Below are 13,731 nucleotides of genomic sequence, written 5' to 3'. Positions count from 1 at the left end.
AATGACGTTCAGAAAATTGATTATTCATTTTATAGAGTATTGGTATAGTATTTTACTTTCTCAATAAATTCTTTACTGTCAATAGGCTTTGGTATATAATCGGTTGCACCGGCTTCAAGACATTTTTCCCGGTCACCTTTCATCGCGAATGCTGTAAGCGCAATTACCGGTACATCTTTATATTCAGCCATCGCTCTAATTCTTTCAGTAGCTTCAAAACCATTCATAATCGGCATCTGCATATCCATCAGTATCAAATTGAATTTTTCTTTCTTAGCCATATTTACGGCGTCTTCCCCATTCTCAACAACAATTACATTCTCGAACCCATTTTTCTTCAATAATCGGGTAACAATAATTTGGGAATGTTTATAATCTTCTGCCAATAAAATTTTGATTACATCATCTTTGCTTATTACATCCTCAACCGGCGGGGGAGTTTCGTATCGGTTAATCATCGAATTAATTACATCAGCCAAATTTTCAATATTAGTTGAGCGTTTATCCAGCAGATCATCAAACAATCCCTCAATTTTTTTCAAGTCCTCGGCATAATTTTCTTTGCCGGTATAGATTATAATTGGAAGGTTGGCATATCTTCTTTCTGATTTAAGAAGTTTAATTAATTCAAATCCGCTGAGAGTGGGCATATCTAAATCAATTATAGCTAGGTCGATATCAACATCTTTTATATTATCCATTACATTTGCTGATATATTCTCGGCAACAGCAACAAATCCGACAGATTCAATAGCTTGTTTTATTAAATTAAGGGTTGGGAGATCATCATCCACACAAAGAATATTTGAATTTTTCCGCAATTTATAACTTGTCAAAACCTCTACTAAAAAGTTGTAATTGATTGGTTTAACAAAGTACTCAACGGCACCCATTAAAAATGCTTTTTGTTTCTCCGGTTCAATAGAGCATACAATTACCGGAACATTCTTAGCTCTGGGGTATTCTCTAATTCGCTTTAGAAATTCAAGACCATTAACATTTGGTAATTCGATATCAAGAATTATGGCCAGTAACTGCTGGGTTTCAATTATTTCGAATGTCTGATTTTCATCAGCTACAATTACCGGATAATATCCCCACTTAGTTAAATAATTACTGAGCAGTTTTGATGTAGCGTAATCATCCTCAATAACCAAAACTTTATTAATTGATGTTGGTTTAGGCAATTGAGCAATGCTGTTTTCTATTTCAGATACTGCTTCATCGGCAATTGTAAAAGTTAATGAATTTCCTTTTCCGCTTGAACTTGTTACAGATATTTCTCCCCCAAGTAATGAAATGTACTTTTTAACTAAGGATAGTGTTAATCCGGTCAAACTTGAGTTTTTAAACTCATCAAGTTTTAATAGACTAAATGGTTCAAAAAATTTCTCAATAGTTTCACTAGAAAAAGTTTTGCCAGAATCAGTTATTTGGAACCGGATTTTATTTTTAGCCGATGAAACCTTTAAACTAATTACACCTTGATGGGTAACTGTGTAAGAAATAAAAAGAAGACTGGTTAATACATATCTTAATTTCTGATCGTCAACACTGATCTGTTTATCAACTTCCGGAGAAATGGAAATATCAAAATCAATTTTTTTAGCGGCTAATCTACCTTTAAACAACTCTGTAATTTCTTTAGTGCTCTGAGCGATATTAACCAGTTTTAAATTAATTGGTGAAGAACCTTGCTCAAGTTTAGAGAGCTCATTTAAATCGTTAACACTTAATAATAAATTTTGCGCATTTCTTTTTACTGAGGTAATATATTCTGATTGAGACGAATTCAAGTTTTCGTTAGCAATTATTGTTGTGTAACCAATTATTGAATTTGAATAGGTTTTAAGTTCTGCAAGTGTTTCTGATACTGTATTTGCAAACAAACCTGATTTACCCTCTGCATTTCCTTTTGATATGAGCCATTGATTAATAATAATGCCAATTAAGGGTAATGATTTTTCAAGGGCTATTTTCTCACTAGAACTAACGGCACTTTGTTTAGATATTTTTACAAGCGCATTCTGGGTAGATGAAATATTTATAAGAGCGCAACCCTCATGATTTCCTTGAATCGAAATTGGTAGGGTGCAATTTGCGGAAGCTTCTAATATAAATGGGTTTGAGCCAATTAGACTTTGACAATTCTTACAAGAGTGAACGGCACCTAATTCTAAATTATTTAAAGCACCGGTGGATTTGCCAATAAGCAATAATGAATTATTTTTATCAACTAGAAATAGGGCAGAGGAAACGAGCTCAAATTCCTCAACTAAAAAATTGCACAAATTTTCAATTGCAGATTTGGAGCCTTGAGTTGCATCAAGTGAAATTTTTGCCAGCCCTTCATAGATATCAAGTTTACTTTTGCTCACACTATACCCATATTTTTTGTTGCAAGATAAATATTTTATTATATACTTGAAACCATTAGTGTTTCACTTCACAAAATTAATTTTCAAGCTATAAGTTGTCCAAGAAATATTGAGATATCTTTGTATATAAATTTACTGCATCTCTTCCACCAACTCCATGCCCATGTCCTATGAAAGGATAGTAGTCTAAATCTTTATTAAGTTCGGTACATTTTTTAGCGAAAGCGAGCGTATTCTGCCATACTACTGTTGGATCGCTGGTCCCATGTACAAGTAAGAGTTTACCATTTAAGTTTTTTGCATGATTTAAAAGATTTGCTTCTTCGTACCCCTCTGGATTAGTTTGCGGTGTATCCATATATCTCTCTGTGTACATAACTTCATAATATTTCCAATCTATTACAGCACCGCCACCAACTCCTACTTTAAATGCACCATCGGTTCTTGTGAGTAATGAAGTTGCCATAAATCCGCCATAACTCCATCCAAAAACACCAACTCTGTTTTGATCGATAAAAGGAAGAGATTTTAAATACTGTAAACCGGTGAGTTGATCCTTTACTTCCACTGTGCCAAGCTTACGAAACGTTGCTTGTTCAAATTCGAGTCCACGATTTGCTGACCCACGATTATCAAGTGTAAATACTATAAATCCTTTTTGAGCCATAAAATGACTCCAGAGATAATAACGATTTACACCAAAAACATTCAAAACTTCTTGAGCGTGTGGACCACCATAAACGTAGAAAACTACCGGATATTTTCTTGATTCATCAAAATCATACGGCAGTATCATTCTACAGTACAATTCAATTCCCTCATCACTTTTAATTGAAAAAATTCTTGTATCGCCAATTGCGTAATCCTTTAATGAATTATCGGCTTTCAGAACATTTCTAAGAAGTTTTCCCTTATTATCTTTTAGATTAATAATCCTTGGCGTTTCAGAGTTGGTATAAGAATCTAAGTAATAGCCGGTTTCTTGGTTGATCACTATTGAATGAACTCCAGCGCCATCGGTAAGTTTAGTTACTGAATTTTTTTCAATATTGATTTTATAAGCATGTCTTTCAATGGGACTATCTTTAGTACAACTTATAAAAATATTTTTACCTTCCTTATCGAATCCTTCAAATCTAGTGACATCCCATGTGCCTTTCGTAAGTTGTTTAATAAAACCATTTTTTAGAGAATATAGATATAAATGCTTCCAGCCGTCTCTCTCTGAAAACCATAAATACAAATCATTGGAATTGGGTAAAAATATCATAGGATTTTCAGGCTCAACATATTTTTCATGCTTTTCCTCAAATAAGGTAGAAATATAATTCCCACTGAAAACATCATATCTTTTTAATTCCATATGATTCTGATCCCGGTTGAGGTGGGCAATAAATATATACTTCTCATCAGGTGACCATGAGATATTTGTTAAATATTGTTCTTTTGGCTCCCCGGTATTTAACCATACTGTTTTGTTGTTTTTAAGATCATATATTCCAACAGTAACATGGTGACTCATTTGACCAGCCATTGGATATTTTATGTTTTTAAGTTTTGCCGGAGTGGGTTGGATTTCCACTAATGGATAATCTGTTACCATCGATTCATCCATTCTGTAAAATGCAACGTAGTTTTCATTTGGTGACCAAAATATCCCTCCATCAATGCCAAACTCATTACGATGCACAGATTGACCATTTACAATATTTGAGTCTGCATCATTGGTAACTGGGATTTCGTTACCATCTTTCATTATAAATAAATTATTGAGCTTTGTGAATGCAGCGTAATTGAATTTCGGGGAGATAACTTTATTGTCTGACTCCTTTGGTAAAATGATAATTTTTGTTACATCTGATTTTTCAAGGTCATAAATATTAAATATTGAACTATTCCAGAATCCAATCTGGCCCTTAGCAATCCAAGTAAAAGAGGGAATAACTCCTATATTGTTTTGAGATTTATTTTTTAACTGGTCATTCAATTTTTTCAGTGTTAAGGCTGTATCAATACCCGCCGATTTTAGATCAGACGAAAGAATTGCAGAACCTTCAACCCAAGTATAACGGTTTGAGCCGGGCTGCCATGAAAGTTGGCGAAGATTTTTCGGTATTAAACGTTGTCCGCCAAGCACAACATCGTCTATGGTTAGTAATTTGTTTTGTGGCAATATGGAAGAGGTAAGGATGAAAAAAACTAGTAGAGAAAATTTGAATTTTTGCATATTGTAAACTCCAATAGTTATAAAAAAAGGGGCTTGAAGCCCCCTTAAGAAGATCTTATTTTTTTGTTGTGGGATTTGCTCGATGTACCAATATATTATCAATCAATTTATACTCAACGGCTTCTTCTGCAGTTAAATAATAATCTCTATCGCAATCCTTCGAAATCTGTTCGAATGATTTACCGGTATGAGAAGCTAATATATTATAAATAGTGTCTCGAGTTTTTATCATCTCTTTAGCGTGGATTTCAATATCGGTTGTTTGACCTTGTAATCCGCCAATCCATGGTTGGTGAATCATAATTTTTGAATGGGGAAGTGAAGTTCTCTTACCACTTTCGCCGCCGGCTAACAATACTGCTCCCATGCTAGCCGCTAAACCAACGCAAATAGTTGAAACTTTAGAGCGGATGTACGTCATAGTATCATAAATTGCTAAACCAGCAGAAACACTTCCGCCGGGTGAATTTATGTAAAGATTTATATCCTTCTCCGGATCTTCAGCTTCAAGAAATAAAAGCTGTGCAATAATTAGGCTAGCGATATGGTCATCAACAGCGGTTCCTAAAAAAATTATTCTTTCTCTCAATAATCGAGAAAAAATATCCATTCCTCTTTCGCCGCGGCCTGTTTGTTCAATAACATAAGGAACCAGTTGATTATAAATTTCAAATTTCTTTTCTAACTGGGTAAAGGTTGGGATTTCGGTACGAATCATGATTTACCTTTCTTTTCTTTTAATTTTTCTTCGGCATCAACTTCTTTAGCGGTATTATTTTCTTTTAAGAATTGAATAACCTTCTCCTCAAGAAGTACCTCTGTACGATTAGAATCTTTATAGAATTTAATAAGCTTAGGTACAGATATGCCGGTTTTTTCGGATTCTTTTTTAGCTTCTTCTTCTAATTCGGCATCGGAGATGGTTATATTTTCGAGACCGGCGATATTCTCCATAATAATTTGCCACTTAGCGTTCCATTCGGCTCTTGGCTTTAAGTAGTCGGAGATAGCTTTTTCATCCGGATTTTTAACCTTGTAACGCTTAGCATTTTCAATTTCAACATCTATCAGTCTTTTGTGAACTGTCTCAACAAATCCTGAAGGGGGAGTAAACTCATTATTTTTAACTATATCGTTCAATAGTGTGTTAATGTAAATTTCATCAGATTGACGGGTTTGATAATCTATTAAATTAGTTCGGAGTTGTTCACGTAGTTCATCCATTGTAGTTGATTTATTGGCAGATACTTTTTTGATGATATCTTCTGAAATATTACTCTCGACTGCTTTTTCAATTTTATTTATTAAAACAGAGTAATGAAACTCTTCTTTATGCAGTTCCTCACCATGATAATGTTCATCCACGAAATCAAAATTGAATGACTCACCTACTTTTTTACCTTTTGAATTTTCCACAATAATCGGATTTACCTTTTCATCACTCAAATCTATTTGCATATTTTCGGAAGCGGGAGCCTCTGCAACATTACCATCAGCATCTAGTTTTGAGAGATTAACTGTCAATTTGCATGAAGAATCTTCGACAGTATCGACTTCTTGGTATACTAGATAAGGTTTAAGCAGGTAATTTAATTCTTTTTCCACATCCTCATCTTTAAGCTTGAATACAGGTTTCTCAATTTCGAGTCCTTTATAATCCTTGATATTTAGTATAGGTTTAATATCAAAAGATACTTTGAATGATAAAGCTTTACCTGGTTCAAAATTAATATCAATTAAAGATGGAGTGCTTATTGGTTTCAAATTTTCTTGATCGACCGCATCCCAAAATTTTTTAGTAGCAATTTTTTCGCTGGCTTTATACTCAATAGCTTCCCCGTATAATTTTTTAATTATACCCATAGGAGCTTTACCTTTTCTAAAACCATCTACTTGGATTTTTTTGCTTTCTTCCTTGTAAGCATCTTGAATTTCAGGTTGGATTTCATTGTATTCGAGATTAATTTCAACTTCTTGCTTTGAGTCGGAGATTTGATTTACTTTAACGTCCAAACAATCCTCTAAAATTAAATTATAAAAATTGTGCGAGAGGGGGGACTCGAACCCCCACGCCTGTTGGGCACTAGATCCTAAGTCTAGCGCGTCTGCCAATTCCGCCACACTCGCAAACATAGTGGGACGCAAAATTATGTTAAACATTCGCTAAAATCAAGAAATGTTTATATTTACATCAGTCCTTGAATGTTTTTAATCAAGAAAAAATTATTTCTTATATTAATTAAGTTAAATTAATCGGGTAAAGATGGAAAATCTTATTGGCAAGGTGATAGAAAACTATAGAGTCGTTTCTGTGCTTGGAAAGGGTGGTATGGGTATTGTTTACAAAGCCTACGATACCAAACTTGACCGATATGTTGCCATAAAGATGTTAAATTCAACTTCTCACGATAAAGAGCGTTTTATTGAAAGATTTAAAAGAGAAGCCAAAAACCAGGCAAAACTTTCTCATCCAAATATTGTTACTGTTTATGGATTTATAGAATATGAAGATTTACTTGGTATTGTAATGGAGTATGTTGAGGGGGAAAGTCTCGAAAAAGTTATTGAACGGCAGGGTAGATTCAATATCAGTGATCTACTTTATATTATGAAACAGCTTTTATTAGGAATTGGGTATGCCCACACAAAAGGTTTTGTTCATCGGGATATAAAACCTTCCAACATCATACTAAACAAAGAAGGCGTTACCAAAATAATGGATTTTGGAATTTCGAAATCTTTATTTGATAACAGCTTAACTAAAACTGGCTCAAAAGTAGGCACAGTTTATTATATGAGTCCCGAACAAGTAAAGGGACTTGAAGTAACTCATCGAAGTGATATTTATTCAATTGGATGTACAGCATTCGAAATGGTAACCGGTGCCCCTCCGTTCGATTATCAGAGTGAATATGAGGTAATGGATAGTCACTTAAAGAAAACACCTCCTCTCATCTCCGAGAAAATTCAAAATGTACCGGATCTCTTGAATAAAATTGTGAAGCGTTCGCTTGAGAAAAATCCAAATGACCGTTTCAATAGCTGCGAAGAAATGTATTTGGAAATGCAGGAATTAGATAAAAATGTTGCAAAGTACCAAACGGGTTATTTTAAGAAAGATGAGGAAAAAACTAAAACCTATAAGGCTTTCTCAATATTAGCTTATGTTGGAATTGTATTAGCATTAATTGGATTAGCCTATTTTGCATACTTACAGGTGGATTCATTACTGAAAAGTAATTCAATTGATAACTTTAAAAAATATTCAATTCAAACTCTGTTTGATAATGATGAGAGTAGATTTAAATTTTCCGAAATAGTGAAAATACCTACAGATATTAAAAACAATCTAAACTCTATTTACTTTGGCAGTGCGGTTTTTGCTACAGCCGTGGGGGATTCGGGAACAATAATTATTTCAAGAGACAGCGGGAATACATGGCAAAGTCAGTTTAGTGGTGTAAGTGTAACTTTAAACGATATCACACTATTAAGAAATGGAAGGGGAATAGCTATTGGTGATTCATCTTCAATAATTATTTCTGATGACCAATTCAGCACTGTTTCAATTCTTCCGGTTGAAAAAGGTTATACTTTTTTTAGTATTAAATTTATTAATGAATCAACCGGTTTTATTACCGGTAACAAAGGATTGATTTTAAAAACAGAAGATTCTGGAAATTCATGGTACAGAGTAAATGCTAACACCAATCAAGTTATTTTTGATTTATCTTTTTTTGATCCCAACAGAGGCTTTGCCGTTGGATGGAATGGAACTTTACTTTCTACAACAGATGCTGGAGAAACTTGGACTCGGGTTAACTTGATCCAGACGGATAATTATCTCAAATCGATTGACGTGAACAATAGAGGGTACGGATTAATTGTTGGTGGAGATGGTACAATATTCCGTTCCACAAATTATGGGCAAAGTTGGGAGAAAGTAGTTGTAAAAAGTAATATTGGAGCATTCCAAAAAGTTAAATTTTTATCGGAGGGTTTTGCCTTAGTGCTTGGTAACCGGGGTAATTTACTTTTAACAAAAGATAAGGGTGAAACTTGGAATTCAATAGACTCACAAATATATTCTAACATGAAAGGTATTGCGCTTACACGAGGGAATAGAGTTTTTCTTTGCGGCGTTAATGGCATGATGTTTAAAATTCAATAAAGAGGTGGTTTTGGATAAGTTTGTAATTCAAGGGGGAAAAGTACTGAATGGGGAAGTTCGTATTAGCGGGGCAAAGAATTCAGCATTAGCCCTTATGCCTGCTACTCTATTAAATAATGGAAAAAATATAATAGATAATACTCCTGAAGTGAATGATATTTTTACCATGGGGAAATTGCTTGGTCAGCTTGGAGCGGAAATAACATTTAATGACCACAATTTAGTTATTGATAATCACAATATAATTAGTCAAACAGCACCTTACGAGCATGTTAAAAAAATGCGCGCTTCGGTCTATGTTTTAGGTCCTTTATTAGCTAAGTATGGTTACGCCAAAGTGTCTTTACCGGGCGGATGCGCCTGGGGTCCCCGTCCAATCAATCTTCATATCGAAGCAATGAAAAAATTGGGTGCTGAAATAACAATAGATGAAGGTTACATTATTGCGAAAGCCGATAAACTTCATGGTTCTAAAATTCATTTTGATGTTTCTTCGGTTGGCGCAACTGGAAACGCGTTGATGGCCGCAGTGCTTGCTAAAGGTTCAACTATTATCACTAATGCCGCAATTGAACCGGAAATAATTGTCTTAGCAGAATATCTTAGCATGATGGGGGCGAAAATCAACGGCATAAATTCTACTACTCTCGAGATTGAGGGAGTGGATGAATTAAAAGCTTCGTCTATTGAAAATATTCCAGATAGAATAGAGGCGGGAACAATATTAGTGGCCGCAGCAATCACTAAAGGCAAAGTAAAAATCACAAATAGTATTCCATCTCATCTTCAAGCTGTACTAATAAAATTAGAAGAAACCGGCATAAAGTTAAATTATAAAAATGATTTTGTTGAGTTAGACTCATCAAATAGTGGCTTGAATTCAGTTGATGTGATCACATCGGTATTCCCGGGATTCCCAACGGATATGCAGGCTCAATGGGTTGCGTTAATGAGTTTAGCAAGTGGATCAGCATCTATTACAGATACAATTTATCTCGATAGATTTAATCATGTTCCGGAATTAGTACGCTTAGGCGCCGATATTGAAATGAAAAACAATATAGCTTTAGTCAAGGGGGTAAAGAAATTAAAGGGCGCTAAAGTAATGTCGACCGATTTACGAGCAAGCGCATCGCTAGTATTAGCCGGTTTAGCAGCTGAAGGCATTACCGAGGTTCTAAGAATTTACCACCTAGATAGAGGTTATGAAAAAATTGAAGAAAAGCTGAGGACTTTGGGTGCAGATATTGAACGAGTAAAAACTTCGGAATATTAAATTGTTCAAAAGAATTTTTTTATTGGGGGCAAATTACCAGTTAGTTCTCATTTCTGTTTTATTTCTTGCCGAAATAATCTTATTGAATCTCCCGCTGACAAATCATCTTAGTTATGAATACGCATTTGCAAATTCTTTAATTTTATTTGTGATTGGCGGTTTTCTATTCGTATACAAAATAAAAAATAGTGGTAAAAAATATTTTGAAGTTCTAATGGGGGAGAAGCTACTATTTATTACAATACCCCTTTTACCGCTTCTATTAGGCTTTATAAGTACAATACTATTTTCGGAATGCCCATTTAGTCATGGAATGTTATTCTATTTAGTAGTATCAATTCCCGCGTTCTATTTTGGAACAGTTTTCGGGTTGTTATCATATTATTTTTGGGAGAGGCACCCAATCATTTTGTTCATAATCTTTTTTTTGTCGATTTGCTTCCACACTCTAGTTGAATTTTACTTCCTCCCAATTGTTTACTTTTATAATGTGATAGTTGGCTATTTCCCCGGTACTATTTATGATGAATTTGTCATGGTATCGAATAAACTGGTCTCCTATCGTTTATTTAATCTGGTGTTTGTGCTTAGCATAATTTTATTCATCAAACTTTACCCTTCATCTAAGCGAAATAAAATTAACTTAGCAGCAATATTGATATTTCTTCAGATAATATTCATGCTTTCAAAACCAAATTTAGGATTTACAACAAGTCGTGATGTATTAACAGATAAATTAAGTACTAAAATAGTTACAAAGCATTTTGAAATATATACTTCAAAAAATTTAGTGGAAGCTGAAAAAAAATATGTAGGCATGCTGCATGAATATTATTATGAAAGTCTTTTGAATGAAATAAAATTTAAAAGAAGAGACGTTATAAGATCATATATCTACAAAGATATTTATGAAAAAGAAAAGTTATTCGGTTCGAGAAATGCCAATGTTGCTAAACCTTGGCTACGGGAGACGTATGTTTCGTTTGAGACTTTAGAAAGTTCACTTAGACATGAATTAGTCCACATAATACTCAGCGAATTTGGAAATCCTATTTTTGGTGTAACTTCTGATTTGAACCCCGCAGTAATAGAGGGTTACGCAATGGCTTTTGATGAATCTGATGACATCACAAGTATTCATCAACTTTCATTTTTGGCAAAAAAAAGTGGATACAACCAGAAATTAACAGAATTATTCGAAAGTTTTAATTTCTTTGGTACATACTCTGGGATCAGTTATATAACAGCTGGTTCCTTTATCAAATTTTTAGTTGAAAAATATGGTACAGAAAGGGTTATTGCAGGCTATCGGTCAGGTGATTTTGATCGAAAAATTGGAATCTCAATTTCGGAGTTAGAAAAAAAATATTATGCTTTTCTTGATTCATCCCGATTTGAAATAAACAAATCGAAAGCACAGCTATATTTTGGTGGAAATACTATTTTCAAAAAGTTTTGTGTAAGAAGCGCGGCTTCCGATATTCAACAGGGCTGGAATTTATTTAATCAAAAAGATTACAACAACGCATTTCTCATGTTTAATCGTGTTTATAAATATTCCGGTTCTTCGAATTCATTGCAGGGGATGATATCATCATTGATAAAAATAAAAGATTATCAAAGAGCCAAAAATATTCTGGAGAAAGAACTGCCGAAGTTCCTCAATCATCAATCTTATTTTCGATTAAAATTAATTTACTCTGATCTCCTAATAATGAACGATAATTGGGATAAAGCTGTTGTATTTTATAATGAATTGCTAGAAGCTAATGTTCATATTCAATTTAATGTTGCCCTGGAAAGAAGGTTATCTCTTTTGAAAATATCGAATAGTGAATTAAAAAATTATTTTGAACTTACCGACGAAGAAAAAGAATCGTATCTATCGACAATGATAAACAAAGAATCGAATCCAATTCACATATTAGAATTATTAGAAAGTAGTACTGGAAATAATCACTCAACAGATTATTATGATATACTCTTAAAAATTAATATTAGTGATATTAATACCGCTTTCACTTTCATGAAAGCTTCAGAATACTATCTTAAAAAGGGGGAATATCTAAAGGCTCAAAAATTGGCAGTTAGAAGTTTTGAATTGAATGACGAAAATATGGAACCTTATTTCAGAGAAAATCTTAAAAAAGTAAATTGGTTTGTAAATAATTCCGAAGAAGTAAATATAAAATATGATGATTGAAAAAAAGATTACTGATACATTACAAAACCTCAGCTTCTTGGCGCAGATTACAAAATTGGCTGAGGAAAGAAATGAATCTATTTATATAGTAGGCGGATTTGTAAGAGATATTATTCTTGATAGAAATAAATTTGAGTTGGATTTCTTAGTGATTGGGGATGGACCACAATTTGCTGAACAATTGGCGGCAATTATGGGGATTAAAGAGATATCTATTTTTAAAAATTTCGGAACTGCACAATTTAATTATTCAGGCTATTCACTGGAATTTGTTGGTGCACGTAAAGAATCCTATAATAGAGAAAGTAGAAAACCAATTGTTACCAAAGGTACGTTGGATGATGATCTCGATAGAAGAGATTTTACAATTAATACTTTAGCACTTTCTCTTAATAACGAATCAATCGGTCAAATAGTTAATAAGTACGATGGAATTAAAGATATCGAAGATGGGATTATCCGAACTCCACTCGATCCGGAAATAACATTTGAGGATGATCCTTTAAGAATTATGCGGGCGTTTCGATTTGCTTCACAACTTAATTTTAAGATTGATGAAAAAACATTTAGCGCTGCATCAAAAATGAGTGGTCGACTAAAAATTGTCTCCCAAGAAAGAATCACTGATGAGTTTATGAAAATTCTACTTTCCCCTAAACCATCAATTGGTTTAAAACTTCTTCATGAAAGTGGGGTAATGCAAAATGTATTCCCTGAGTTATCTAATATGGCCGGTGTTGATCAACGAAATGAGTTTCATCATAAAGATGTTTTCTATCATACAATGATTGTGGTGGATAATACTGCCGAGGTAAGCGATAATTTATGGCTTCGATTCGCGGCATTGGTGCATGATATAGCGAAACCACATACAAAGAAATTTGTTGAGGAAATAGGTTGGACATTTCATGGGCATGAAGAACTTGGCGCAAGGTTGATGAAAGAAATATTTCATCGGCTTAAACTTCCACTCAATAAATTAAGTTATATTCAAAAATTAATCAGATTGCATTTACGTCCGATTGCTCTTGTTGATGAGCAGGTGACTGATTCGGCAATAAGAAGGTTGATTGTTGAGGCTGATGAAGATCTTGATGATTTAATTACCTTATGCCGTGCCGATATTACAAGTAAAAATCCAGCCAAAGTAAATCGGTATCTGGAAAATTATGAAATAGTGATGGCGAAGGTTAGAGATGTATTAGAGAAAGATAAATTAAGAGCGTTCCAATCTCCTGTGCGTGGTGAAGAAATAATGAAAGTCTGTAATATTCAACCAAGTCGCAAAGTAGGAGAAATAAAAAAAGTTATTGAAGAAGCAATACTTGATGGAAAAATTGGAAACAATTACGAAGAAGCATATAATTATTTCTTATCTATTAAAGATGAATTTCTTAAGGATTAAAAATAAACTAAATTTGCTGTAACTTTTATCTATTAAACATCGTCATAATAAACAGAATTATAAAAAGTACT

Annotated in this window: 8 protein-coding genes and 1 tRNA gene; 4 read left to right on the top strand and 5 right to left on the bottom strand. The window is 33.6% G+C overall.

Features of this window, described 5'->3' with window-relative positions:
- Positions 1–29: 29 nt before the first annotated feature.
- From KF816_09705 to KF816_09685, 5 genes are all read right to left on the bottom strand, one after another.
- The gene (locus tag KF816_09705; GenBank protein MBX3008288.1) at positions 30–2,378 is read right to left on the bottom strand and encodes a response regulator; all 2,349 of its coding nucleotides are present in this window, start codon (positions 2,376–2,378) and stop codon (positions 30–32) included.
- 88 nt (positions 2,379–2,466) lie between these two features.
- Complete coding sequence (locus tag KF816_09700; GenBank protein ID MBX3008287.1) at positions 2,467–4,605, bottom strand: S9 family peptidase; 2,139 nt, start codon at positions 4,603–4,605, stop codon at positions 2,467–2,469.
- Between the two features lie 55 nt (positions 4,606–4,660).
- Positions 4,661–5,260 carry an ATP-dependent Clp endopeptidase proteolytic subunit ClpP gene (gene clpP / locus KF816_09695; protein MBX3008286.1) on the bottom strand — a complete coding sequence of 200 codons (600 nt, stop codon included), beginning with the start codon at positions 5,258–5,260 and terminating at the stop codon, positions 4,661–4,663.
- 59 nt (positions 5,261–5,319) lie between these two features.
- Positions 5,320–6,618 (bottom strand): trigger factor, encoded by a 1,299-nt coding sequence (gene tig / locus KF816_09690; GenBank protein MBX3008285.1) that lies wholly within the window; start codon positions 6,616–6,618, stop codon positions 5,320–5,322.
- A 31-nt stretch (positions 6,619–6,649) separates the two neighbouring features.
- Positions 6,650–6,732, bottom strand: a tRNA-Leu gene (locus KF816_09685).
- Positions 6,733–6,868: 136 nt separating this feature from the next.
- Between KF816_09685 and KF816_09680 the strand changes: the two genes are divergently transcribed.
- Genes KF816_09680 through KF816_09665 form a run of 4 tightly spaced genes read left to right on the top strand, consistent with a single transcriptional unit; the run spans position 6,869 to position 13,660 of the window.
- Positions 6,869–8,776 (top strand): protein kinase, encoded by a 1,908-nt coding sequence (locus tag KF816_09680; GenBank protein MBX3008284.1) that lies wholly within the window; start codon positions 6,869–6,871, stop codon positions 8,774–8,776.
- A 10-nt stretch (positions 8,777–8,786) separates the two neighbouring features.
- A complete protein-coding gene (gene murA / locus KF816_09675; protein MBX3008283.1) occupies positions 8,787–10,052 on the top strand; it encodes a UDP-N-acetylglucosamine 1-carboxyvinyltransferase in 1,266 nt (421 codons plus the stop codon).
- A 1-nt stretch (position 10,053) separates the two neighbouring features.
- Positions 10,054–12,255 carry a hypothetical protein gene (locus tag KF816_09670; GenBank protein ID MBX3008282.1) on the top strand — a complete coding sequence of 734 codons (2,202 nt, stop codon included), beginning with the start codon at positions 10,054–10,056 and terminating at the stop codon, positions 12,253–12,255.
- On the top strand, positions 12,248–13,660 hold the full coding sequence (locus KF816_09665; GenBank protein MBX3008281.1) for an HD domain-containing protein: 1,413 nt from the start codon (positions 12,248–12,250) through the stop codon (positions 13,658–13,660). Before KF816_09670 ends, KF816_09665 begins: the two co-directional genes overlap by 8 nt.
- The last annotated feature ends 71 nt before the right edge of the window (positions 13,661–13,731 follow it).

Source organism: Melioribacteraceae bacterium, from assembly GCA_019638015.1.
In the GTDB taxonomy this organism is placed as follows: domain Bacteria; phylum Bacteroidota; class Ignavibacteria; order Ignavibacteriales; family Melioribacteraceae; genus JAHBUP01.
This window is presented reverse-complemented; position numbering and strand designations above follow the sequence as displayed.

Bases quoted from the DNA above. Each gene is read 5' to 3' on its own strand.
- KF816_09680 (MBX3008284.1), top strand. From the start codon at position 6,869: ATGGAAAATCTTATTGGCAAGGTGATAGAAAACTATAGAGTCGTTTCT.
- KF816_09665 (MBX3008281.1), top strand. From the start codon at position 12,248: ATGATTGAAAAAAAGATTACTGATACATTACAAAACCTCAGCTTCTTG.
- KF816_09700 (MBX3008287.1), bottom strand. From the start codon at position 4,605: ATGCAAAAATTCAAATTTTCTCTACTAGTTTTTTTCATCCTTACCTCT.